The organism is Desulfoluna sp. CYM3A, assembly GCF_056829965.1.
Map to the genome: position 1 here is coordinate 1,265,560 of NZ_CP186556.1, position 23,520 is coordinate 1,289,079.

Annotated in this window: 16 protein-coding genes and 2 pseudogenes; 9 read left to right on the forward strand and 9 right to left on the reverse strand. The window is 58.7% G+C overall.

Going from position 1 to position 23,520, the window contains the following annotated elements:
- Window positions 1-434 precede the first annotated feature (434 nt).
- The 4 genes and pseudogenes from ACOYW1_RS06690 to ACOYW1_RS06705 form a co-directional block, all read right to left on the reverse strand.
- The gene (locus tag ACOYW1_RS06690) at window positions 435-1,802 is read right to left on the reverse strand and encodes a TonB-dependent receptor domain-containing protein (RefSeq protein WP_482422170.1); all 1,368 of its coding nucleotides are present in this window, start codon (window positions 1,800-1,802) and stop codon (window positions 435-437) included.
- A gap of 182 nt (window positions 1,803-1,984) precedes the next feature.
- Window positions 1,985-2,608 (reverse strand): annotated as a pseudogene (locus ACOYW1_RS06695) (TonB-dependent receptor plug domain-containing protein); the annotation flags it as partial.
- Window positions 2,499-3,377 carry an ABC transporter substrate-binding protein gene (locus tag ACOYW1_RS06700; protein ID WP_482422171.1) on the reverse strand — a complete coding sequence of 293 codons (879 nt, stop codon included), beginning with the start codon at window positions 3,375-3,377 and terminating at the stop codon, window positions 2,499-2,501. The pseudogene ACOYW1_RS06695 and the gene ACOYW1_RS06700, both read right to left, overlap by 110 nt.
- 366 nt (window positions 3,378-3,743) lie before the next feature.
- On the reverse strand, window positions 3,744-5,000 hold the full coding sequence (locus tag ACOYW1_RS06705) for a sigma 54-interacting transcriptional regulator (RefSeq protein WP_482422172.1): 1,257 nt from the start codon (window positions 4,998-5,000) through the stop codon (window positions 3,744-3,746).
- A gap of 409 nt (window positions 5,001-5,409) precedes the next feature.
- On the opposite strand from ACOYW1_RS06705, the gene ACOYW1_RS06710 reads away from it, so the two are divergent.
- The 6 genes from ACOYW1_RS06710 (at window position 5,410) to ACOYW1_RS06735 (ending at window position 16,606) form a co-directional block, all read left to right on the forward strand.
- Window positions 5,410-6,321: a substrate-binding domain-containing protein gene (locus tag ACOYW1_RS06710; RefSeq protein WP_482422173.1), complete on the forward strand. Its 912-nt coding sequence runs from the start codon at window positions 5,410-5,412 to the stop codon at window positions 6,319-6,321.
- 291 nt (window positions 6,322-6,612) lie between these two features.
- The gene (locus ACOYW1_RS06715) at window positions 6,613-8,517 is read left to right on the forward strand and encodes a methyl-accepting chemotaxis protein (RefSeq protein WP_482422174.1); all 1,905 of its coding nucleotides are present in this window, start codon (window positions 6,613-6,615) and stop codon (window positions 8,515-8,517) included.
- Between the two features lie 225 nt (window positions 8,518-8,742).
- A complete protein-coding gene (locus ACOYW1_RS06720) occupies window positions 8,743-11,307 on the forward strand; it encodes a response regulator (RefSeq protein ID WP_482422175.1) in 2,565 nt (854 codons plus the stop codon).
- A gap of 1 nt (window position 11,308) precedes the next feature.
- Window positions 11,309-13,411 carry an EAL domain-containing response regulator gene (locus tag ACOYW1_RS06725; protein ID WP_482422176.1) on the forward strand — a complete coding sequence of 701 codons (2,103 nt, stop codon included), beginning with the start codon at window positions 11,309-11,311 and terminating at the stop codon, window positions 13,409-13,411.
- 238 nt (window positions 13,412-13,649) lie between these two features.
- On the forward strand, window positions 13,650-15,317 hold the full coding sequence (locus tag ACOYW1_RS06730) for a methyl-accepting chemotaxis protein (protein ID WP_482422177.1): 1,668 nt from the start codon (window positions 13,650-13,652) through the stop codon (window positions 15,315-15,317).
- A 527-nt stretch (window positions 15,318-15,844) separates the two neighbouring features.
- Window positions 15,845-16,606, forward strand: coding sequence for a methylenetetrahydrofolate reductase (locus ACOYW1_RS06735; protein WP_482422178.1), 762 nt, complete (start codon window positions 15,845-15,847; stop codon window positions 16,604-16,606).
- 97 nt (window positions 16,607-16,703) lie between these two features.
- On the opposite strand, the gene ACOYW1_RS06740 is transcribed toward ACOYW1_RS06735, so the two are convergent.
- The gene (locus ACOYW1_RS06740) at window positions 16,704-17,612 is read right to left on the reverse strand and encodes a sulfite exporter TauE/SafE family protein (protein WP_482422179.1); all 909 of its coding nucleotides are present in this window, start codon (window positions 17,610-17,612) and stop codon (window positions 16,704-16,706) included.
- A 277-nt stretch (window positions 17,613-17,889) separates the two neighbouring features.
- Between ACOYW1_RS06740 and ACOYW1_RS06745 the strand changes: the two are divergent.
- The 3 genes and pseudogenes from ACOYW1_RS06745 to lepB all read left to right on the forward strand — a co-directional run.
- Window positions 17,890-18,285, forward strand: a pseudogene (locus ACOYW1_RS06745) (NYN domain-containing protein); the annotation flags it as partial.
- Window positions 18,286-18,363: 78 nt separating this feature from the next.
- Window positions 18,364-18,579 carry an OST-HTH/LOTUS domain-containing protein gene (locus ACOYW1_RS06750; protein WP_482423677.1) on the forward strand — a complete coding sequence of 72 codons (216 nt, stop codon included), beginning with the start codon at window positions 18,364-18,366 and terminating at the stop codon, window positions 18,577-18,579.
- A 53-nt stretch (window positions 18,580-18,632) separates the two neighbouring features.
- Complete coding sequence (lepB, locus tag ACOYW1_RS06755; protein ID WP_482422180.1) at window positions 18,633-19,655, forward strand: signal peptidase I; 1,023 nt, start codon at window positions 18,633-18,635, stop codon at window positions 19,653-19,655.
- Here the strand turns inward: lepB and ACOYW1_RS06760 are convergent.
- Genes ACOYW1_RS06760 through ACOYW1_RS06775 form a run of 4 tightly spaced genes read right to left on the reverse strand, consistent with a single transcriptional unit; the run spans window position 19,598 to window position 23,063 of the window.
- Window positions 19,598-20,509 carry a glycine betaine ABC transporter substrate-binding protein gene (locus ACOYW1_RS06760; protein ID WP_482422181.1) on the reverse strand — a complete coding sequence of 304 codons (912 nt, stop codon included), beginning with the start codon at window positions 20,507-20,509 and terminating at the stop codon, window positions 19,598-19,600. The genes lepB and ACOYW1_RS06760 overlap by 58 nt on opposite strands.
- A 22-nt stretch (window positions 20,510-20,531) precedes the next feature.
- On the reverse strand, window positions 20,532-21,263 hold the full coding sequence (locus ACOYW1_RS06765; protein WP_482422182.1) for an ABC transporter permease: 732 nt from the start codon (window positions 21,261-21,263) through the stop codon (window positions 20,532-20,534).
- Window positions 21,264-21,269: 6 nt separating this feature from the next.
- The gene (locus ACOYW1_RS06770; protein WP_180144146.1) at window positions 21,270-21,926 is read right to left on the reverse strand and encodes an ABC transporter permease; all 657 of its coding nucleotides are present in this window, start codon (window positions 21,924-21,926) and stop codon (window positions 21,270-21,272) included.
- A gap of 9 nt (window positions 21,927-21,935) precedes the next feature.
- Window positions 21,936-23,063: an ABC transporter ATP-binding protein gene (locus ACOYW1_RS06775; RefSeq protein WP_482416982.1), complete on the reverse strand. Its 1,128-nt coding sequence runs from the start codon at window positions 23,061-23,063 to the stop codon at window positions 21,936-21,938.
- Between the last annotated feature and the right edge of the window lie 457 nt (window positions 23,064-23,520).

Sequence of the window (23,520 nt, forward strand, 5' to 3'; positions counted from 1 at the left end):
TTAACCGGACTGCCTCCGGTTGCCAGGGAACAAATCCCCTGGACCCCAGGTTCGGGAATGCTCTTTCGCCTTTGCCTTCGCTTGTCGCGCCGTCGCCCATTGCCGTTGTCGAATGGTGACGCACAGATATGGGCGTAGGCGGATCCCTCGGGTCAAACCACATCCGCCGTTCAAACAAACGTTAGCCTTGATTATCTTTTGGGTTATCGGCCTATCTGCATCACCCTCCGAGTACCCTTGTCGCCTGGAGCGCCGCACTCCGGTGCGGCACGGGTAACGACGGACTAAAAAGCCGCACCGGAGTGCGGCGCTCCGTTTCAGTCGATTTATCTCGTTTTTTTCAAACTTTACTCAAGAAGAACTGTTGAAGCCTGTTTGGTCGACTTTTTAACCGTTTTGCCCCCGGCAGGGCCGCCGGAGGCTGCTTTTTCCTTTTAAAACATCATGCTCATCCCTGCCTTGATGCTCCGTGCGCCGCCGGGGCCGCTGTTTTTGAAGTGGTAGGCGTCGTAGGATTCGTCAAAGAGGTTGTCCACGTTAAGGTAAAGGGCCAGGTCCCGGTTTTGGAACCACGTGGGCCTGAAGGTGGAGGAGAGGCTGTGGACCTCGTAGGACTCGTATTCGTCGTCGCCGTTTTCAAAACTCTCCACGAATCGGGCGCGCCAGCCCAGCTTGAGGTTCAGGGCCTTGAAAAGGTAGTCGGCCCGCACCAGGGTGGTGGCGGGTGTTTCCCCGGCGTTTTCTTTGGTTTTTTCGTCCCGGCCTATGATTTTTGAGTGCCCCAGAAGGAGGGACAGGTTCTTTATCTTGTAGGCAAGTTCCAGCTCGTAGCCTTCCCGCTTGACGGATTCCACGTTTACCATGGTGGAGACGAATTCGAAGTCCGGAGGTGCGGGCATCTGGAGGGTTTTGGCGTCGATGAGGTCTTTGATCTTTTCCTGGAAGTAGACCCCTTTGATGCGCAGGGCGTCGTCATCGGCGAGCATCCCGTCAAAGGCAAAACGCGCGCCCCATTCCCAGGTGTCTGCCTGTTCCGGCTTCAGGTCCGGGTTGGCCAGGACCTTGACGCGGATCATGGGGTTGAAGGGATGGGGGCTGTCGAGTTCCGTGAACATTTCGCTCACCAGGGGGGCCCGAAAGGACTCGGCGTAGGTGGTGTGGAACCCGGCCCAGGGAACGGGTTTCCAGTCCACGGTCATTTTGGGGGAAACACGGTCTTCGGTACCGTCCGGGGATTCGGAGTTGTCGCCGGTGCGGGAGTACCAGGTGTAGCGAAGGGCCGGGATCAGGGTGAACCCGCCGGGCACGGCGATTTCGTCCTGGATGAAGGCTCCGGCGTCTTCCCCGTGTCCGGGAGGGTTGGTGTAGGCCATGGCGGGATCACCCGCCTTGGGCGTGTATTCGTCCCGGTAGGCGTCCGCTCCGAAGACCAGCCGATGGGAGACGCGGCTTCCGGTGTTGAATGCCATGATGTTCTGGGCGTCGATGCCCATGGAGGTGAACTCCAGCTTGTCGGTGATGTTGTTCTCCACGGTTTCGTCGCGCTTGGACCAGAGGGCGGTGATCTTGGCGTCCACCAGGGGGCTGTCCGGTGTCAGGCGCCAGGTGCCGATCAGCTTGTCCTGCTCTGCCTGGTAACGGGAATCGTCCTTTTTATAGGTGATGTCCTGATCAAAGCGGGTGGCGTTGAGGGAGAATGTGTGGGCATCTGTGGGCGTGTAGGTGGCCTTGACCATGGCGTTTTTGATTTTGCCGTCCCGTTTGACGGTCTTCTTGCCCTCTTCTTCGGTGCTGGTTTCCACATCGCCGGTAAGGCGTCGGTGGCCAGGATGTCGAGGTTGCCGTACCGCCCGAAGGCCGCTGCTGTCCCATGGGTTTCGTCTCCGGCGGTGCTGACACCGCCCTTGACCATGGCCCCCACGTTCCGGCCGGGCTTCAAGAGATCGGCGGCGTCCTTGGTGGTAAGAGAGATCACCCCGCCGATGCCTCCGGCTCCGTGCATCACCGATGCCGGACCACGGACCACCTCCACCTCTTTTAAAAGATCCGGGTCCACGAGAATTGTGGACTGGGCGTCCCCTGCTTTTTGCACGTAGTTTTCACGGGCCCCGTCCACCTTGATGATGGTCTGGCTTTCGGGCAGGCCCCTCAAGGCCGGTTGCTGGGCGTGGGCCGCGTCTCCTGAGATGTCCACGCCGGGAATGCTCTCCAGGATGTCGGCCAGGTTGTCGGGTCGGTCCTGCTCAATGGTATCCGCGTCCACCACAGAGGCCGAGGCGGGCACGTCAAAGGCGCTGGTTTTGGTGCGCGTGGCCGTGACCACCATGCTGTCCATGCGTGTGGCAACAGCCGGGGGATCCTGGGGTTTTGCCGGGATGTTCGGCTCTTCGGCCAGGGCCTGGGTGGCCATGAGGGCCATGCACACCATCATGGGTAGTTTAAAAATCTGCTTTTTCACGTTCATCTCCTGGTATTGCTTTGTGTCCCGTCGCTGCGGGTCAAATCGTTCCACGCTCTTTGTGGCCAAGGGCGTGGGCCCATGCGCCGAGGATCTGCGGGTAGTCCGCAGGTTCCCCGCCGCTACAGGCGGGCAGGGCATGGACGGCATGGTTTTTTACGGCGGGGACCTCCCGGAAGGCGGGGTCGGCATCTGCCGCGTCCCGGATGGCCATGAGCCCTGCCTGGGCGTTTCCGGTGATCACGATGACCTCCGGTGCGGTTTGGGTGAGCCGTTGCATCATCTCAGCTGGGGAGAGCTCATCCAGGGGGCCCAGGTCCTCCAGGGCGTTCTTTAGCCCCAAGGGTTCCATGACCTTTTGATTGAGAAAGCTGTCGCACGCCTGTGGGATCAGGAAGTTCTCATGGGTCATGGGGTGCATGAAGCCCACGAAGGCGGCAACGCGTTTTTTGTCCCCCAAGGGCAGGAGGGCGTTTACCTCCTCAAGCTGGGCGTCATAGTGCCTGATCAAGCGCTCCGCCAGCTTGTCCCGGCCAAGGACCTTGCCTGTGTCGCGGATGCCGTGGTGAATTCCCTGTGAAAAGTCCACCACCGATACCTCGTAGCCGTCGGAGGTGAGCTCGTTTTCCATCTCTGAGGGGTCGAAGCCTTCCCCGCACCAGTAGTCGCTGGCGGCGGTGTCCTTTTCCAAAAGGATTGTTTGTATTCCGCCCCGCTTGGCGGCTGTGTGAAGGATGCGTCGCTTGGTGGTCATGATGCAGCGGGTGCACTCCAGGTGGTCGATGCCGGGGAAAAAGTCTTCGATGAGGGGGATCTGGCTGGTGACCATGGCCCGGGGCAGGACTCCCAGGGCCCTTGCGGTGTGGGCCAGCTTGTCTCCGATCATGATGAGGTTCCGCATTTCGGTTGGTTCGGACATGGTGCTCTCCTTCGGTTGCAGGGCGTTGCATGCGCCGGCCTTGATCTGTGGGACGGCTCGTGGCGCTGGCAAAGGCCCATGGGGTTCAATTGCGTACCGGGAGATAGAGCATATTGCGGGCCAACCTGAGTGCAAATGCCATAAGGTCTGTAAATTATTTTCATTAACTGTAAATTTTTAGGCTTGCCTGATTTTTTGCCAATGGGAAGCCATCTTCCCGACTTTGCGCACCCTCGCCGCGGAAAGCCTTGGAAGGAGGGCCCCTTGACGGTGGCGGGAAGAAAACCCCCGGTGCGGGGGCTTTTTTCCCGTTACTCTCCGGGGGAGATGTTGTACGCCTTGATCTTGGTGTAGAGGGAGCGCCGGTCAATGGCCAGCTCGCACGGTGCGATTGTGGTTGTTCTCCTTTAACGCCCTTTCGATCATCTGCTTTTCCAGGGCGGCAAGGCGGGCTTTGAGGGGGCCCCTCTCCAGGCCCGGGCAGCTTGCCGGGGCCCGGCAGGCGGTGGGCAGGTCCAGGCGTCCCAGGGTGGCATAGCGCCTGAGGACGTTTTCCAGCTCCCGGATGTTTCCCGGCCAGTCGTAGGCCATGATGGCGGACATTTCAGACGCCCCGGGCTTTGTCTCCCCGGGCCAGGCCTTGATGAAGCGGTCCACCAGGGGACATCGGCCTGCCGCAGGCGGCACCTTGATGGGGACCACATGGATCCTGTAGAAGAAATCCTCCCGCATTGTTCCTCGGCGCACCAGCTCGGAAAGATCCCGGTTGGTGGCAGAGACGATGCGGATATCCGGGACCTTCACCTGCCGCCCCCCCACCGGGGTGTATCCGCCGCCCTCAATGGCCCGAAGGAGTTTGGTCTGCATGGAAAGCCCGATCTCACCGATTTCATCCAGAAAGAGGGTGCCGCCGTCGGCCTTGTCCAGAAGGCCTTCCCTGTCGGAGTGGGCCCCGGAAAAAGCCCCCTTGCAGTGGCCGAAGAACTCGGACTCCATAAGGTTTTCCGGAATGGCGCCGCAGTTGACCGGCACAAAGTTTTTTTCCTTTCTGGGGCCGATGTCATGGATGGTGCGGGAGACCAGCTCTTTGCCAGTGCCGGACTCTCCGTTGACGATGACCGGGGCCGTGGTTTCGGCTGCTTTTTCGATCATGGTGTAGAGCTCCTGCATGGCAGGGGATGCGCCGGTCATGGCATGGAAGCCGTCTTGAGTGCCACCTGGCAGTTCAGCGAATCTTCGCAGCTCCTCTTCCATCTCCTTGTGTTCTGTAAAATCGGTGATGAACCCTTCGGCTGCGATGAGGACCCCCTTGTCATCGTAGATGCCTTCCCCTCGGTCCCAGACCCACTTGTCCCGTTCTGTCAGCGAATTGACGCGGTAAATGAGCTGATAGGGTTTGTGCCTATGCATGGCCTGCTCCGATGCCCGGATAACTTCGTCGACACATGCCTCATGGACCAGGTTGGCCAGCTTGGCCCGCCGGGTCAGGATCATTCGGTAGGGGGTCTCCCCAAAGAGTTTGCGGGCCCCTTCGCTGACATAGTCGATGCTCCAGTAGCCGTCGTTGATCCTCCGGTAGACCATGCCGGGGAGGTTTCTCATGAGGGTGTCGTGGGATATCATTGGGCTGAACATCCTTCCGGTTTTTTGTTGGTATAAATAAATTTTGTCTTTCCTAAAAAATACGGTATTAGTCGGTCGAACCCCATTTGTCAAGGCGCCTGAACCCCTTGGGGCAACGGGATAACCAGGCCTCCGCCACGTCGGTTGTGGCGGGGAAAGGCCCGCAACGCCTCGGGGCGGGGTGGAAAAACAGAGTAGCCCCACCATCCGCAACTGAATGTCTATGGCCTTGTTATTTTGATGGATCCGTTGGCGGATGATGTGTTGGTGATTCCCGGTTGATGGGTTGTTGCCTAATTTTGGTATTGACAAAGAATTTTACCTTCCATATTTATCTCGGCCAGGCAGATTTGTTTGGCAAGCCAAGAAAAATTTATACAGCAAAGAAAATGTGGAAGGGAGAGGTATCATGACAAAATCATGCACATGTGGGGCAACATGTTCACGGCGCGATTTTTTGAAACGAACAGCGGCAGGGGCGGGGGCCCTTTGCGCGGCATCGGTGTTGTTTCCGGGCAACCTGTTTGCCGGGCCCGGACAGGATCTCACCGTGGCAGTGACCGGGCGGTGTATTTTCAACAGCGTGGTTGTCACCCATGAGACCCAGGAAGGGCTTCCCAATCCCTTTCGCAGCGAGACGCCTTTTGCATTTTCCATGAACGAGGACTGCGCCGGGCTGGAGGCGGGGGTGGCCGCCGTTCGCTCGGGCGCCGCCGACATCGGAACGCTTTTAAGACCCCTCACCGAAGAGGAGAAAGCCGCAGGCCTGGTGGAGACACCCCTTGATCCCATGGCCTATGCCGTGGCCGTGAGCAAGGCAAACCCTGTGGATACCCTGACAAACCGACAGGTCCTTGACATCTTTGCCGGGAACATCACCAACTGGAAAGAGGTGGGCGGCAAGGATATGGAGATCCTTTTGTATAAGCAGCGGTGCGGTGCAAGTTACGACTCCCTGCTGGACAAGGCCCTTGCGGAAAGCGGCATCACAAAAAACACGGCGCGCCTGGAAGAGTCGGTGATGTACGTAGAGGTGACGGACAACCAGCTCGATGAGATTGCGGCCAACGAGATGGCCGTCGCCATGGTGCCGAGGATGTTCTTTGACGCCAACTCAAAGCACCTGGCCGTGGACGGTGTGGCCCCGTGCCGGGCATCCGAGAAGAACGGTCGGTACCCCTTCCTTGCTCGGCGCAGCCTGGTCAGCCGAAAAAATGCGTCCGGTGCAACGACCCGTTTCCTGGCCTTTGCCACGGGTGCCCATGGCAGGCAGCTCATGGAAAAGGGCTTTGCCATGGACTGGCTCAAGGCCGGGTTTTAACCCCTGTTTGTTAAACCCGTCGTAACTATTCAGCCCCAAAAAACAGCCTCCGGCGGCAAGGTGTGCCACCTTGAAAGCAGATAGCAGATGTCATTTGCCCCTCGTTCCTCGGGTCAAATCACATCTGCATGTAAAGCGGCATTCATGTACCTTTTTTTATGACCTGTTTGTTAAACGTTTTAAACGTTTAGCCCCGGCAGGGCCGCCGGAGGCAGCTGTGGGATGAGTCGTTACCATTTCAGGCCTTGTGCCATGGGCAAAGGGCCATGTGTTTTGAAAGAGAGTATGATCATGAACATCGGAAGCAAGCTCAGCCTTTTTTTCAGCGCCATCCTGATTCTGGCTGTGGCATCCATCATCATTCCCATTCACATCAACTCCGGGCGCATTCTGATGAATGCCCAGGAAAAAGAGCTCACCGCCAGGGTGTCGGCCATGGAGGGGAAGGTGTCGGCGATCTACACCTCCATGGAGGCGGACCTTGGCCGCATGGCTGGGGACCGCGAGATTGTCCGTCTGATGAAGGCGGCCAGGTTCACGAAAAAATACGAAAACCTCAAAACCAGGGTCGGCTTCATGAAGCGGGTGCTCTCCTACGACGGGGTGACGGTGTTTGACCGGAAAGGCAACTGCGTGGTGGGGGAGGCCGAAGGCTTAAAGGCCCCGGCGCAGAAGATGGCCAAAGGCACTGTTGCTGGCGGTATGGGGGTGAGGGGTGGGGTCTCGGAGATGGTCTTTTTAAGCCCAGTCTACAACAAGGCAAGTTTTCTCGGGACCATGGTGGTCAGGCGAAGCCTGGACGATGCCTTTGTGACCGCCCTTCTCCGGGGCGGACCAGGAAGTTGTGCCCTCTATGAAGACCTGGGCGGAACGTATCGCCTTCGCGCTTCCTCGGATGCCAAGGGGTATTCAACCCTGCCCGAAGGCGTTTTGGGTGGCTCCATTTCCCATGCCGACAGAAACGTCCTTCTGGGCGGGACTTCCGGGATCCTTCGTGCGGTGCCCGTGGGCTTCGGTCCAAGCCGTGGCAGGTTCTTTTTGGCCCTGTTTGAAGAGACCCGGCAGGTGAAAGCTGTTCTCCGCCAGATTGAGATCACCTCCGTGGGCGTGGGCGTCGCAGTGCTGGTCCTGGGTTGCCTTGCTACCTTTTTCTATTCACGCCGTCTCTCCGGCGCCCTGAAGGACCTTTGCGATTTCTCCGCCAGGATCGCCTCCGGGGACCTTGCCGGTCGCATGGAGACACGCAGGCGCGATGAGATAGGCGACCTGGTCCGGGCCCAGAATGGCATGGCCGAGCATTTAAACGGCCTCATTGAGAAGTGTGCCGAGGCCTCCGAGGCCCTGGTCGCCTCGTCCGGGGAGCTTGCCGCCACCTCCGAAGACATGGCTTCCCACTCGGCAGCCGTCAGCGACAAGGTGGCGGCCACGGCGTCGGCCTCGGAGAGCCTGGAGCGCACCATGGCCGCCATCGGCAATGCCATCGGTGAGTCCGCCGTGGGTGCCGGGGAGATTTCCGGCGCTTCCACCGGGGTAAAGGAGTCCATCAAGGCCTTGGCCGCCCGTGCGGAAAACGCCCGGGGCATCACCGAAGACACGGTATCGGCCCTGGGCGAAGCCCGCTCAGCCTTCCGCGCCTTTGATGCCGCCACAGGCGAAATCGGGGGCATTGCCGAGGGCATCCACGACATCGCCTCCCAGACCAACCTCCTGGCCTTGAACGCCACCATTGAAGCGGCCCGGGCCGGAAGCGCCGGGGCAGGGTTTGCCGTGGTGGCCTCCGAGGTCAAGGAGCTCGCCGCCCAGGTTTCCAAGGCTTCCGAGCTGATTCAACAGAAAACAGAGGCCGTGAGCCGATCGGCGGCAGAGGTCCTGGCAACGGTGGATGGCCTTGCCGACGGCCTGGACCGGGTGGACGGCATCGTTCGGGCCACCGCAGGAAGCCTGGAAGAGCAGCGGGTGCTCACCGATGCCATTGTGGCCCATGTGGGGTCGGTTTCTGCCGGGATTTCGGAGATCGACCGGAACATTGCCGGGGCATCCGCCACCTTTGCGGGCATCTCGCGGGACATCGCCGAGTCGAGCCGAACCTCCGGGGAGATATCGGGCAGCAGCAGCCTGGTGAACCGGAGCGCAGGGACCCTGACAGCCCTTTCCCAGGAACTGACGGATGTGGTGGGCCGGTTCAGGCTGGCGTAACAAGCCAAAGGCTTGGAGAAACGAGTCAGCGCCAAAAAAGCCTTCGGCGGAAAGGTGTGCCACCTTATTAAGCAGATAGCGGATGTGTTTTGCCCCTCGTTCCCCGGGTCAAATCACATCCGCCTTTAAAACGGCATTCAATCGCTTTTTTTGAACCTGTTGCAACGATTCAGCTCAAAATGCCTCCGGCAGCCCTGCCGGGGGCCAAACGTATAGAGTGTGGTCATGAAACTGGCACTGAAATACAAGTTTATTCTTTATGTGTACGCCACCCTGCCTCTGGCGGCGGTGTGGCTGGCGGCCCGGACCAGCAGCATCCACGTTCTGCCTGCCTTTCAGCACGCCCTTACCGTGGGCTTGCTTACCGCCTTTGGCCTGCCCCTTGTGGCACCCTGGCTCCCGGGGTTCCATTGGCTGGTCAAGCGCCAGGTGACGCGTATCAGCCGGTTCTGCCAGCGGGTGAAAACGGGGGATTACACGGGCTTCCGGCTGCCCCCGGAGGCTGAAGACGAAAACGAGATCGTGGCCCTCATGCGGGACCTGAACTGGATGGTGCGGATCATCGAGGTGAGGGAGGCCGAGTTGGAGCGCCGGGTGGAAAAGCGCACCGAAGAACTTAACCAGGCCCGCCTGGCCGCCGAGGCCTCGGGACAGGCCAAGGGGGCGTTTCTGGCCAACATAAGCCACGAGATCCGTACGCCCATTAACGCCATCATGGGCATGGCGGACGTGCTCCTGACGCAACCCGACTCCCCGAGAGCGAAGGAAAACCTCCGGATTATCGCCTCGGCCTCCAGGACGCTTTTGACCATGGTCAACGAGATCCTCGATTATTCCAAGATGGATGCCGATAAGCTGGAACTGGAAGCTGTTCCTTTCCGCCTTCGAGATCTCATGGAAGGGGTGACGGACACCTTGAGCCAGCAGGCCCAGGAGAAATCCCTGGAGCTGGTCTGCGACATCGACGCCACCGTGCCCCAGACCCTCGTGGGGGACCCCGTGCGCCTGGGCCAGATTATCACCAACCTGACGGCAAACGCCATCCGGTTCACCGAGGCCGGGGAGGTTGTTGTCACCGCAAGGTTTCAGCGGGAGACCCTGGAAACCGGAACCCTCTCCCTTGGGGTGCGCGATACCGGGGAGGGCATCCCTGATGAGGTGCTTCCCACCCTCTTTGACGCCTTTACCCAGGCCGACGGCTCCACCACCCGCCACCACGGCGGCACGGGCCTGGGCCTTGCCATCTGCCGAAAACTCTCGGCGTTGATGGATGGGGCGCTCACGGTTGCGTCCACCCAGGGCCGCGGCAGTGAATTTACCTTAACCTGTCCCCTTAAGGCTCCGTACGAAACCTCCGAGGGCTTTCTCTACGGGGCCGGGACCAAGCCCCGGTGTCTCCTGCTGGAGGACAACGACTCCGCGCGGCGTGTCCTTTCCGGGTATCTGGATGACTTTGAATTCCCCTACGATTTGGCAGGGTCCGTCCCCGAGGCCGTGGCGCTCCTCACCCAGGCCCGAGGAGCCTATGGGTTGCTTCTCGCGGACGTGACCCTGCCTCCCGGTCAGGGAAAACGGCTCATCAGCCACTTGCAGGCCATGGACGAGGGGCATCGCCCGGAGGTGGTCCTGTTGTCTCCCCTGAACAACCGGGACGTGTCCTGGCACCGGGGGCTGGACATTGCCGGGCACGTGGCAAAACCGGTGAAGCAGTCGGCCCTGTACAATGCCATTGTGTCATCCCTGGTCCCAGCTCCTTCACCGGCGGTTCCTTCCGATATCTCTGGAGGGAGCTCACACGGTCATCGCGTGCTGGTGGTGGAGGACAACCCCTTTAACCGAAACGTGGCAGAAGAGATCCTGGGCGCGGCACATTTCAAGGTGCAATGCGCCGCCGACGGCCATAAGGCCCTGGACCTTCTGGGGCGCGTCCCCTTTGACCTGGTGCTGGCGGACATGCAGATGCCCGGCATGGACGGGTGCGAGCTCACCGAGGCCATCCGTGCTTCAGAGGGCCTCGAAGACCTTCCCGTGGTGATGCTCACCGCAGACGCGGACCCCGACACCCGAAGGGCGGCCATGGCCTCCGGTGCCTCGGGATTTCTCACCAAGCCCGTGACTCCCGGAGAGCTGCTCCGGGTTCTGGACGGACAGTTGCCCTCGGATACCTCCCAGGCACCGGCTGCCGTCGATGTCCCTGACATTGAAGGCCTGGTGACGGCCCTCAGGGGAGACCGGAGCCGCGCGGGGGAGCTGGTCACTGGATTTGTGGAAGCCTTTGAGAAGACCCCTGCCTCCATTGCTGAAGCCCTGGCCGCAGGCTCTTGGGAAGAGGCCCGGTCACGGCTCCATGCCCTCAAAGGCGCTGCCGCCAACCTGTATTGCCATGAACTGGCCGAAGCGGCCTCTGCCATGGAAGCCGCCGTCAAGGAAGGGCAGCCCGGTATGGCCCTGTCTGACGTGGACTCCCTGGACAGGTGCATCGCCGCTCTGGAGAAGGAAGCGGAACGTCTTGTGCCTGCGGGCGTCAAATCGGAAAGTGCTCCTTGGTCAGGCAGCCCCTTTGGAGAGGGCCTCCGGGAGCTTGAATCGCTCATTGCCACCCGCAATATCATGGCCCGGGCCAAGGCTGAGGCTCTTTTGGAGCCCTTAAGCCATGCAGGGTTCCGGCTCCAGGCGGAACAGCTGGTGGCCTGCCTTCGAAAATACAACTTCAAAGATGCCCGGGGCCTGCTGACCCAGATAGTCGCTGCAGGGCCCGCCACGTGTTCCGAGGCCTCCACAGGAGAGTGACATGGAGAAACCGACCCTTCTTATCATCGACGACATCCCGTCCAACATCGACGTCCTCGGGACGATTCTCATGGAGGAGTACACCCTCCAGGCGGCCACCTCCGGGGAAGAGGGGCTTGGCATTGCCCGCGCAGGGCATGGACCCGACCTGATCCTCCTGGATGTGATGATGCCCGGCATGGACGGCTACGAAGTGCTCTTGCGGCTCAAGGCCGATGAGGCGACCCGCCACATTCCCGTTATCATGGTGACGGCCTGCAGTGATCCTTCGGACGAGACCAAAGGGTTTCGCCTTGGCTGCGCCGATTACCTGCACAAGCCGGTGACCCCGTTGATCGTTCAGTCCAGGGTGCGCACCCAGGTGGAGGTGAAAAGGGGCCGCGATGCCCTGGCCGCGAGCCTTGAAAGCAGCCGGGCAAACTCCCTTCGCCACGGGCGTTTTTTAACCGGCCTGTTCGATCATTCTCCCCAGGGCATCCTTTTGCTGGATGAGAACCATGGCATTGTCCGGGCCAATCAGGCCTTCTGCGACCTCTTCGGGTACGGAGCCCACGACCTTGAAGGGCAGGTTGAGCCCATGAACACGGTGCCGGTGACGGAAGCCGAAGCCTACCAAACGCTTCTGGAGACCATCACGACCCGGGGCCGGTTCAGCGGCGAGGGGGTAAGGATGCGGGTGGACGGCACACCCCTTTCCGTCTCCATCGTAGGCTGCCGGGTGGATGTGGAGAACCAGTCCGGCGGGATTTTTCTGATCTATGAGGATATTACCGATCGCAAGCTTGCGGAAAAGCGGTTGACCCACCAGGCCTACCACGATGCCCTCACAGGCATCGACAACCGGCTCGCCTTTGTGGAAGGCCTCAAAGAGCTCCTGACTCCCCATGGTGATGGGGAGAATTGCTCCGTGATGCTCCTGGACCTGGATCGGTTCAAATCGGTGAACGACTCCCTGGGCCACCCCGTGGGGGACGCCCTGCTCCAGGTTGTCTCACGGCGCTTCACCCAGTGCCTGAGGGACAGGGATACCGTGGCGCGCATCGGCGGTGACGAGTTTGCCGTGCTGCTTCGGGAGACCCGGGACGCCTCCGAGGTGGAGGGCATTGCCCGTCGCCTCCTGGATGCGGCAGCCTCACCCTTTGAGATCGACGGCCAGGTGCTCCATATCGGTGCGAGCATCGGCGTGGTGTTTGATCTCTCCGGGTACACGGATCCGGACACGGTGATCCGGAATGCCGACCTTGCCATGTATGAAGCCAAGGGCTCGGGCCGTGGGCGCTTTACCTTTTTTGACAGCAGCCTTCACGAAAAGGCGGTGCATCGCCTGGAGATGGAGCAGGAGTTAAGGGATGCCTTTGACCGGGATGAGTTCGAGTTCTACTTTCAGCCCATCCTGACCCTGCCGCAGGGCCCCACGGATCGTTTTGAGGCCCTCATCCGCTGGAACCATCCCACAAAAGGGGTGCTGGCTCCAGGGGCGTTTCTTTCCGTGCTGGAAGAGACCGGCCTCTCCACCGCCCTGAGGTGCTGGGTGGTGGAAGCCGCGGCCCGGACCCTTTCCGCCTGGAACCGGGAGTTCCCTGAGCGCATCCTCAACATCAACCTGACGGCAAGCCAGCTCGGCGACCCGGAACTCTGCCCGTTTATTACGGGGGTGTTTGCCCGTTACGGGGTGTCGCCTTCACATCTTGTGGTGGAAATTACGGAAACCGATTTCATGGAAAGCCGCCCCATGGCCGAGGCCAACCTCAACCGGCTCCGGGAGGCAGGTGTCCGTATCGCCATCGATGACTTCGGAACGGGCTATTCGTCCCTTGCCTACCTGCACCGCTACCAAATCGACACCCTGAAGATCGATCGATCCTTTATCTCTCGCATTGACCAGGACGGGCTGTCCATTATCTCGGCCATTGCTTCCATTTCCCAGAAGCTGGGGGTCTCGGTGGTGGCCGAGGGCATTGAAGAGCCTGCGCAGCTTGACGCCGTGACTCGGGCAGGATGCACCCACGCCCAGGGATATTTTATCGCCAGGCCCGCGCCCCTGGACAGGGTAACACCAAGGGGCACACATCCTGCCGGGTTGCCACGCGCGGTTTCCACCTGAGAAACCATGGGATCAAAACGTTGAAAAATTGAGTGGTTCATGAGATAAGGATCGTTCATTTTTCAACAATCAGGCTTGGCAAGGAGAGCATGCCGTCAGACAGTCAGGTCCGGTGTGCTGTGAATCATTTGACTCAAATGTGAAGTTGTATCCATGTGTTCGCGTCGGTGTGGGGCTGTCGGGCTCTTCCATAACGTGCGCGTTCTGGTACGTCAATCAGCGGAAGGACCCCCCATTCATGCTTCGATGTTTCAAGATCAAGACCCAGATGATTATTGTTCTCATCATGGTATCTGTCTCTTTTCTCTCGTTGTCTGCAACCGCAGTCCACTATATCGGCGTCACCCGGGATGTGGGTATTGAAGGAGCCAAAGAGGTTCTGTACAAGGCCCAGCAGGACAAGCTCAAGGCTTCGGTGCACAGCGTGTCTGTGGCCCTCTCCAGGGCCCTTGAAGGCATTGAGGGCGAAGAGGAGAAAGTCGATGCCATGCGTCGGATGATTTATCCCGTACGCTTTGAAGAGGACAAGTCCGGGTACTACTTTATCTACAAGGGAACCCGTAATGCCGTGCACCCCATCAAGCATCAGCTCGAAGGCAAGGACCTGGGACACCTGGTGGACAAAAACGGTGTGCGTTCCGTGGGCGAACTCTACAACAACGCCAGGCGGGGCGGCGGGTTCGTGGAGTTCATGTGGAACAAGCCCGGGGCAGGGGATACCTTGAAGCTGGGATACTCCGAGATGATTGCAGGCACGGACTACTGGATCGGCACCGGGGTCTACCTGGACAACATCGAGGCCTATGAGACCAAGTTTTCCGACATGCTCAGCCGCACCGTCATTCAAAAAGCCGTCATCTCCCTGGTGGCCATTGCCGCGACCTTTTTTCTCCTGACCATGGCCTTCAGCCTGTTTGTGGTCAACAACATCGCCAGCCCGTTGAAGGAGATGGCAAAGAAGGTGAACATCCTGGCCACCGGCAATCTGGCCGTGGTCTTTCGTGCAGAAGGGGGCGATGAGATCTCCCGCCTGGGGGGCGTTCTCAACACCATGGTCGGGGCCTTTTCCGCCATGATCACGGAGATGAAGCAGAGCACCGATACCCTTCTTGCCTCTTCCACGGAACTCTCAGATGTGTCCGAGCAGATGTCCGCAGGGGCGGGGCAAACCTTTGAAACATCCAATACCGTAGCCGCCTCGGCCCAGACGATGAGCGCAAACATGGTCTCCGTGGCTGCGGCCATGGAGCAGGCCGCCACCAACGCGAACCAGGTGGGCAGTGCCACCGAGGAGATGACCTCCACCATCCGTGAGATCGCAGATCACACGGAGTCGGCCCGCGGCATCTCCGGCGAAGCCGTTGAGAAATCAAGGCGCGCAGCCACCCGCATGGTGGAGCTGGGGAGTGCGGCAGAGGCCATCGGCAAGGTGACCGAGACCATCACCGACATCTCCGAGCAGACCAATCTGTTGGCCCTCAACGCCACCATCGAGGCGGCCCGTGCAGGTGAAGCGGGCAAAGGGTTTGCCGTGGTGGCAAGCGAAATCAAAGCCCTGGCCCACCAGACCGCCGAAGCCACCCTGGACATCCGCTCCCGCATTGAAGAGATGCAGGGCACGGCCTCAGCCTCCAGCACCGAGATCGAGGAGATCTCCTCGGTCATCGACGGGGTGAACGAGATCGTCGCGACCATCGCCGCCGCCGTGGAGCAGCAGTCTGCCTCCACCGCTGAAATCGCCGCCAATGTCCATCAGACCAATGAAGGCATCCGGGAAAGCAGCACAACGTCAGCCGAAGCTCGGCCGTGGCCGAAGAGATCGCCCGGGATATCGCTGCGGTCAACACCGAGGCCGGGGAGATGTCCCACGGCAGCGATCGGATCCGACAAAGCGCCGACGGCCTGAACACCATGGCCGCCCAGCTCAGGGACACCGCAGCACAGTTTTCCGTCTGATACCCGATTTCGCCAATGTGCCGGGTCCCAAGGGCCGGGCACATTGGCCGTCAGCGTCTTTGGCCCATGGCAGTCAAATATGGAGCGCCGCACTTCGGTGCGGCTTTCCCGGGCCGATCGACGTGATTCCACTCTCCCTCACGTATTGCCATATCACCTGCAAGCCCATGCCCATCACCTTTCACGGGACACCTTTTCTTATTCTTCCTTGAAGATCGTCAGTAAATTTCGTATCACAGAAAAAGACTTTTCCCGACAGCAGGCCGGCGGGCACCTTTTCTTGTTTGTCCAACGTTTCAAAGGGGTGGCTCTCCGGCAAGGCCGCCGAGCTTTTCCATTATCCACCTGTACCAGGAGCCTATCCCATGCGCGTCACCCACCTCTACGACACCCAGTCCCCCGTCCTGTCCATGGAGTTCTTTCCGCCGCGAACCGAAAAAGCCGAAGAAGGGTTCGGCGCCGTGGTGGACGATCTCTTTGCTGTGGGCCAGCGATTACATGTCCGTCACCTTCGGAGCGGGCGGCTCCAACCGGGACGGGTCGTACCAGACCGTCCGGACCATGCTGGACAAATCCATCCCCACCGTGGCCTACCTCGCCGGGTACGGCATGGCACCGTCGGAGATTACCGAGGTGCTGGACCGCTACCGGGACATGGGCATCGAAACCATCTTTGTTATCCGGGGCGACAAGCCCCAACAGGAGGGGTTTACCCCGCACCCGGACAGTTTTCCTTATGCCTCGGACCTCATTGCCTTTATCAAAAAACGCTACGACTTTACCCTGGGCTGCGCCGGGTACCCCGAAGGCCACCAGGAGGCCCAAAGCCTTGAAAAGGACATCGAACATCTCAAGGCCAAGGTGGACAACGGCGCCGAGTACGTGGTGGCACAGAACTTTTACGAGAACTCTTTTTATCTCCATTACGTGGAGCGGTGCCGCACCGCAGGAATCAACGTTCCCATCATCCCCGGGATCATGCCCGTCTACAGCGTCAAGATGGCCCGGATCCTGGCCAAGGTCTGCGGCACCACCATCACCCCCGATCTCGAAGCCCGCCTCACAAGCGTGGACCCCGACGACAAAGAGGCCGTCCTTGCCATGGGCATCGACTTTGCCACCGAGCAGTGCCGGGGCCTCCTTAAAGCCGGTGTGCCGGGCATCCATCTCTACACCATGGACCGCACCTTTTCGACCATGGAGGTGGTCAAGCGGCTGCGGGATGAAACGTTGCTGTAAGGCTGACGGCAGGCTCAGTCGCTTTTCTCGTGAGGAGCGCCGCACTCCTGTGCGGCTTTGTCTTGCTGGTGGGTGGTGTCGCAGTTCACTTACAGGCTCACCCATCCCGTGTGAAAAAAGATGGGGCACGCTTCTCGCCTTGCCACTTAAAACTGTCTTTCTGGCTTCGGATGGTCATTCGGTTTTGATGGGCCGGCTCCGTTGCAAGTAGCTTTTCAGTTCCTGAAGGATAAAGTTGCAGGAGATCAGAAGGAGAAACCCACCGAAGAGCTGCTTGAGGATAAACGCCGGCAGGTGGCTTGAGATGATGGCGCCTGCCACCGCACCGGCCAGGGCCGGAACCATTGTGCTTTCTAGGGGAGTTGTCGTAGAGGTTTAGTCTGTTGTGGATGAGGGTGGCAGACGTAGAGAGAAAAAACATGGTGGTTAACGAGAGGGGGATGGCCTGGTGCATGTCGAGCTGTAATACGATCACGAAAAAGGGCACAATGAGCAAGCCGCATCCGATCCCCAACAGTACAGCGATCATGCCGATGAGGATCCCCACGGGGATGACGAGAAGGGATTCGTGTGACAGCAAAAGGGCATGCAGGCCGGTGTAGACCAGGAAGGGAAAATCGCAGATCTTCAGCATCCGCAGGCTGACCACGAGCAAGAAGAGGGCAAAGGCAAGCTTCAGCCACCCTGTGTGGTGCTTTCGCACCATGTTTCCGCCCAGCATCGTTCCACAGACGCATGCCGGGATAAAGAGAAGGTAAAGCCGAAGGGCGGGTGGCCCGGGGAGCAGGATCAGGTGGTTTACGGCCCCGACAAAGCTGATGGGGATGATGGTCGCCAGGGAGATGCCCGCTGCCTTTTTGAAGTCAAACCCGAAAAATGATGTCAGTATGGAGACCAGAAGCGTCCCTCCGCCGATGCCGATCCCCGCGCTGAACAGAGCCACAAGAAATCCAAGGGTGGCCAACCGGAAGTCAAACCCGGGGACAAATGAGTTTTTCGACATCATGGGTCTCCTTGCGTTGGTGTGGTGGCTGTATGTATAGCGTTGTCGCTTCTTCTGCTTCTCAATATCTTTTTATATGAGTAAAAGATATATGTAAATGCTCTGGGTTTTACTTGTGGAAGGGTTTGCTGTCCTGTCCTCCGATGTTTTACACACCATCACCCCCTTTGTTGTGGTAGACTGCCTTCGGTTATTATTGTGCCGAAGGCGGCGATGTCTGATCCATAAGGCGATTTTCGGTGTTGAGCAGATTTGTGAACCCACTCATTGGAGGCCCATTGTGACAGATACCAAGAACATTGCCCTGCTCATTGACGCGGACAATTCACCGGCCAAGTCCATCCAGAAGATTTTTTCGGAACTTGCGCGGCACGGGAAGGTGAACATCCGGCGAGCCTACGGCAATTGGACCACGGGCTGCCAGTGGTAAAGCGCGTCCAGCACCATCCAGCCTTTCCAGCAGTACGACCTCACCAAGGGGAAAAACGCCACGGATATCGCCATTGCCATCGATGCCATGGACATTCTCTACACCAAGCAGGTGGACACCTTCTGCATTGTGACCTCTGATTGTGACTTTACGCCCCTTGCCACGCGGATCATCTCCGAGGGAAAATCGGTGATCGGGTTCGGGGAGCGAAAAACACCGCCCGTGTTTATCAATGCGTGCTCCACCTTTCTTTATGTGGATGATGAGGTGGCGGTAAAAACAACCCGGGTCGATGCCAAAGAGCTGCGGGGAGATGCCAAGCTGATGAACCTGCTCCGTGATGCCATTTCCGGCTCGGAGAACGGTGACGGGTGGGCAAACCTCTCCAAGGTCGGTTCCCATATCAGCAACCATGCCTCCTTTGACCCAGGTACTGGTCATGGCGCACGGTTGAGTGATCTGATGGAGGCCATCGGGCTTTTTGATCTGAGGCGGGACAAGAAGAAGTCCTTTGAGGTAAGGGACAACCGAAAAAAATAGAGGGGCCTGAGCCCCTTGAATAAAGGGTAGGTATTGAAAGGTGTTGCGACGATATGGAGATCTTTTTTATAACCGTTGGATTCTTGATGGTTTCCTTTGTTTTTTCGGTTCTTTTTATGGTGGGCTTTGGGAGGCTCCTCAAGATAAAGGACTTGACGATTAAAAGAGGCCTTGTCGCTTCTGTTGTCGCGCTGCTTATCGGATTGGGTTGCCAGGCTCTTCTATACGGGCTGCAACGATTTGAGCTTAATCAGGTGGCCGTGGAAGTGCTGATGCCTATCCTGAGTTGGTGCGCCGGTTTATGGGCCCTGAAAAGGATTCTGGGCACATCCTACAAAAAGGTGGTTGCGCTGCAGGTAATGACTCTCGTGTCGAGTCTGATACTTGCCCTCCCAATAAGAACGTATGCTGTCAAGGCGTACACCATCCCTTCAGCGTCGATGGTGCCGACTCTTTTGCCGGGGGATCATATTTTGGTGAATCAGATGGCCTACAGGTTTTCTGAGCCGGAAAGGGGGGATGTGATTGTGTGTGAATATCCCGAGAATCCCAAGAAAGATTTCCTCGAACGAATCGTTGCCATGGGTGGCGACGAGGTTGAGATCAGGAATAAAAAATTGTTTTTGAACGGGCAGGAGGTTTGGGAGGCCTACGCGATTCATATTGACAGCCGCATGTTTAGTCGTGAGGTGACTTTAAGGGATAACTTTGGTCCCATGCGTGTCCCAGAAGGATCCTGCTTTGTTATGGGTGACAATCGGGACAATAGCCATGACAGCCGGTTTTGGGGGGGTGCTTTCACTAGAAGCTCTTCGCGGCAAGGTTGTCGGGGTATACTGGTCCGTCGGCCGCAAACGGAACGTTCGGTGGGACAGGATTGGGAATATTCGCTAAAGACGTTATATTACAAATCACAAACCTCAGTCCGGTACGTTAAAGATTCAAAAAAAGCCCGGTGGCGTTATGCCGCACCGGGCTTTTTTGCGTTTAACAGGTCTGAAGGCCGAAGCCCTTTTGCCTACAGCAGGTTGTTGGCTTTGAGCCAGGTTGAGGCGGTTTCGGTGACGCTCTGGTGATCCACGTCGACTTTCGCGTTCAGGGTCTGCATCTGGTCGGCGGTGAGCTTATCCGTCAGGGGGGCCAGGAGGGTTTCGATTTCGGGGTACTTGGCGAGTACGTCCTTGCGAACCACCGGGGCCGGGTTGTAGACGGGGAAGAAGTGCATGTCGTCGTCCAGGTTGACGAGGTTGAAGGCGGCGATGCGGCCGTCCGTGGAGTAACCCATGGCCACGTCCACCTGCTTGTTTTTAAGGGCCAGGTAGGTGATGCCCACGTCCATTTTCTTGATTCGGGAGCCGGAGATCCTGAAACCGTATACCTTCATCATTTTTTTGATGCCGTCCGGGCGCTCCCAGAACTCGGTGCCCACGGCCAGGGTGTAGGCCTTGGAATCTTTTTTGTAGCGGGCCCCCAAGTCGGAGATGGTCTTGATGTTGGCCGCTTCAGCCTCGTCGGCCCGCATCATGAGGGTGTAGGTGTTGTTGAAGGACGTTTTCTTAAGCCAGATCAACCCTTTTTCCGCGTCCTTTGTCTTGCAGTAGTCATAGGATTTCTGGGAGTTGTTGATCACCTCGGGGTCGGTGCCCTTGTGATAGACGGTGTAGGCGGTGCCCGTGTACTCGAAGTAGAGATCGGTGAGGCCGTTTTCCAGGGACTGGCGGGCAATGGAGGAGCCCACCCCGTTTTTGACGGTGACCTGAAATCCTTTGCTCTCAAGGATCTGCTTGGCAAGCTCTGTGAGCAGGTACTGCTCGGTGTAGTTTTTTCCGCCGAGGACGATCTCCTTTGCGGCCATGGCCTGGGTGGTGAAGGCCAGGGCGAGGCAGGCGGCAAGGGCAAGCCTTAAAAATGCGCGTTTGGCTGTCTGCATGGGTGTCTCCTGTGTTGGGTGTTTAACTGTTTTGAAGCCTGAGCCCCTTGGGGACCACCAGCAGGCCCAGCATCTCGCAGGCGTAATCGCCCACAAGGGCCAGCAGGGTGGTTGGGATGGCTCCGGCCAAAAGTTTGACGGGCATCATCATGTCGATGCCGGTGAAGATAAGGTCTCCCAGGCCCCCCGCTCCCACCAGAAAGCCCAGGGGGGCGCTTCCCACGTTGATGACCAGGGCGATTCGAAAGCCCGTGAGGATCACCGTGGCGGCGTTGGGGAGTTCCACCTGCATAAGAATCTGAAAGGGGGTGAGCCCGATGCCCCGGGCCGCGTCGGTGATGCCCGAGGGCACGGCCCCATCCTGGGCCAGGGTGTTTCTGGCAATGGGCAGGATGGAGTAGATGGTGAGGGCGAAAATCGCCGGCTTGGTGCCGATGCCCAGAAAGCTCAGGGAGATGGCGATGACGGCCAGCGAAGGGATAGTCTGGCCCAGGCTCAGGACGTACATCACCGCAGGGGTGTGCCTTTTCATGCGGTCCCGCGTGAGCAGGATACCTGCGCCCAGCCCGATGATGGTGGCCATGAGCATGCTGCTGCCCACAAGCACCAGGTGCTGGCGAACCAGCTCCATGACATATTCCATCTCAAAGGGGTCGGAGAGGTACTCCATGAGCCCGATCTGCTGGGCCTTGACCCCGCAGAAAAAGAGGATGCCGAAAAGTGTGAAACGATAGAGTTTTGTTGCCAAAGTCATGACTTCTTATGCCTCGATTTTAAGGCCCTTGGATGTAAGCCGGCGTTCAATGAGGGCCATGCCGGAATCCACCAGGATGGCAAGGATGGAGACGCCCAGGGCTCCTGTGATGATCATCTCTTCATAGGACCGGGAGATGCCCTGCTGGATAAAGACCCCCAGGCCTCCGGCCCCGATGTAGGCGGCGATGGCGGCGATGCCGATGTTCATGACGGCGGCGGTGCGCAGGCCGGCCAGGATCACGGGGACGGCCAGGGGGATCTCCACCTCTTTGAGAAGCTGCCACCGGGTCAGGCCCATGCCTTTTCCGGCGTCCACAAGGCTTGAATCCACGTTTTTGATGGCCGTGTACGTGTTCCGGATGATGGGCAGCTCGCTGTAGAGGACCAGGGCCACCACCGCAGGGACCTTGCCGAGGCCCAGGCCGTAAGGGGCCAGGATGGGCAGCATGATGCCGAACAGGGCGATGGAGGGCACGGTCATCAGGATGTTGGCCACGTCGATCACTTTTTTGGCCAGGGCATCGTTTTTGGTGATGGCGATGCCCGTGGGGATGCCGGTGACCATGGCGATGCACAGGGAGAGGAACACCAGGTAGAGGTGCTCCAGCCCCAGGGTCAGGGTCTGGTCCAGGTTTTGTTGGATAAAGTCTATGATGCTCACAAAAGCCCCCTACTTGTTGCTGTCGTCTTCATAGAATTCCATGATCTTGTCCTGGATGTTCTGGTAGGTGATGGTCCCTTTGAAATGGCCGTTGTCGTCCACCACGCAGTAAAAGTCCATGGTGTCCATGAGCATGGAGGAGAGGACTTCCCGAAGGGGCTCGTCGTCTTCTACGAAGATCTGGAAGGGTTCGGCGGCGTCGGTCACCGGTCCGGTTTCGAATTTCAGGAGCTTGGGTGTCACGTAGCCCACGGGCTTGCCGTTTTCCACCACGATTCCCACCTTCCGGTTTTTCTCCATGAGGCGGTCCAGGGCTTCCGGGCTCTTCATCTCTGCCGGGATGACGTTTTTCGGCGAGGAGTTCATGGCTTCCCGGGCGCGGATCAGCCCCAGGACCTTCAGGGCGCGGTCCGCCCCCACAAAATCCGAGACGAATTTGTTCCGGGGCTGGGTGAGGATCATCTCCGGGGTGTCGAACTGCACCAGCTGACCGGCCCGGAAGATGGCGATGCGGTCTGCCATTTTGATGGCTTCGTGGATGTCGTGGGAGACAAAGACGATGGTCTTTTTCAGGCGGGCCTGGAGCCGCATGAATTCGTCCTGGATCTGATCGCGGTTGATGGGGTCGATGGCCCCGAAGGGTTCGTCCATCAAGAGGATGTCCGGGTCTGCGGCCAGGGCGCGGGCCACTCCCACGCGCTGCTGCTGACCGCCGGAGAGTTCGGCGGGGTATCTGTCGCTGTAGGTCTCCGGGTCGAGCTTGACTATTTTTAAAAGGTGGGCCACCCGGTCGTCGATTTTCGCCTTGTCCCACTTGAGAACCCGGGGGATCATGGCGATGTTTTCATAGATGGTCTTGTTGGGGAACAGGCCGATCTGCTGGATCACGTAGCCCATGCTGCGCCTGAGCTGAACGGGGTTGAGTTCGCGGATGCTGCGGCCGTCCACCAGGATGTCCCCGCCGGAGATCTCTTCCAGCTTGTTGGTCATGCGAAGCAGGGTGGTCTTGCCACACCCGGAGGGGCCGAGAAAGACAACGACTTCTCCCGGTTTGATCTGCAGACTGATGTCTCGAACGGCCGGGACGGCATCCTGGCCGTTTCCGTATACTTTTCTTACATTTCTGTATTCAATCATCTGGTTCCTGCGGCGTAAAACAAATCGTGCTGATTCGCCTATGCGACGTCTCTTTTGAGGGAATGGTTTCCGAAATTTATTTACAACTCAATGGATCATGGAAGCCCTTCATACCATATAAAATCCATTGAACACAATAGGATAAATTTCATTTTGCAGGTGTGTATGGCGAAAAAATAGAGTTATTTTGGGTATTTTTTCGGTTGACGGGTGTTCGATATATGTATTTAGTTCGAAGCTTTTTTATGATTGCACAGGGAACACATGGCGTAAAAAGGTTTCGTGTTTAATGTATGGTTCGCACTTGGTAGGGTGAGCATGGCGTTTTGGGCAAGGCCCGTGGGGTTGCAGGGCCGGATCATTCATCTTCGGGTGCGGTTTTATTTAGCCCGGATATTTCATGGGAAAGCGATTGGATCAAAGCCAAAAAAAACAGCCTTCTGTGGTCAAGGTCTGA

Coding starts and splice junctions, on each gene's coding strand:
- ACOYW1_RS06700 (WP_482422171.1), bottom strand. CDS start 3,377: ATGTCCGAACCAACCGAAATGCGGAACCTCATCATGATCGGAGACAAG.
- ACOYW1_RS06705 (WP_482422172.1), bottom strand. CDS start 5,000: ATGATATCCCACGACACCCTCATGAGAAACCTCCCCGGCATGGTCTAC.
- ACOYW1_RS06710 (WP_482422173.1), top strand. CDS start 5,410: ATGACAAAATCATGCACATGTGGGGCAACATGTTCACGGCGCGATTTT.
- ACOYW1_RS06715 (WP_482422174.1), top strand. CDS start 6,613: ATGAACATCGGAAGCAAGCTCAGCCTTTTTTTCAGCGCCATCCTGATT.
- ACOYW1_RS06720 (WP_482422175.1), top strand. CDS start 8,743: ATGAAACTGGCACTGAAATACAAGTTTATTCTTTATGTGTACGCCACC.
- ACOYW1_RS06725 (WP_482422176.1), top strand. CDS start 11,309: ATGGAGAAACCGACCCTTCTTATCATCGACGACATCCCGTCCAACATC.
- ACOYW1_RS06730 (WP_482422177.1), top strand. CDS start 13,650: ATGCTTCGATGTTTCAAGATCAAGACCCAGATGATTATTGTTCTCATC.
- ACOYW1_RS06740 (WP_482422179.1), bottom strand. CDS start 17,612: ATGATGTCGAAAAACTCATTTGTCCCCGGGTTTGACTTCCGGTTGGCC.
- ACOYW1_RS06750 (WP_482423677.1), top strand. CDS start 18,364: ATGAACCTGCTCCGTGATGCCATTTCCGGCTCGGAGAACGGTGACGGG.
- lepB (WP_482422180.1), top strand. CDS start 18,633: ATGGAGATCTTTTTTATAACCGTTGGATTCTTGATGGTTTCCTTTGTT.
- ACOYW1_RS06760 (WP_482422181.1), bottom strand. CDS start 20,509: ATGCAGACAGCCAAACGCGCATTTTTAAGGCTTGCCCTTGCCGCCTGC.
- ACOYW1_RS06765 (WP_482422182.1), bottom strand. CDS start 21,263: ATGACTTTGGCAACAAAACTCTATCGTTTCACACTTTTCGGCATCCTC.
- ACOYW1_RS06775 (WP_482416982.1), bottom strand. CDS start 23,063: ATGATTGAATACAGAAATGTAAGAAAAGTATACGGAAACGGCCAGGAT.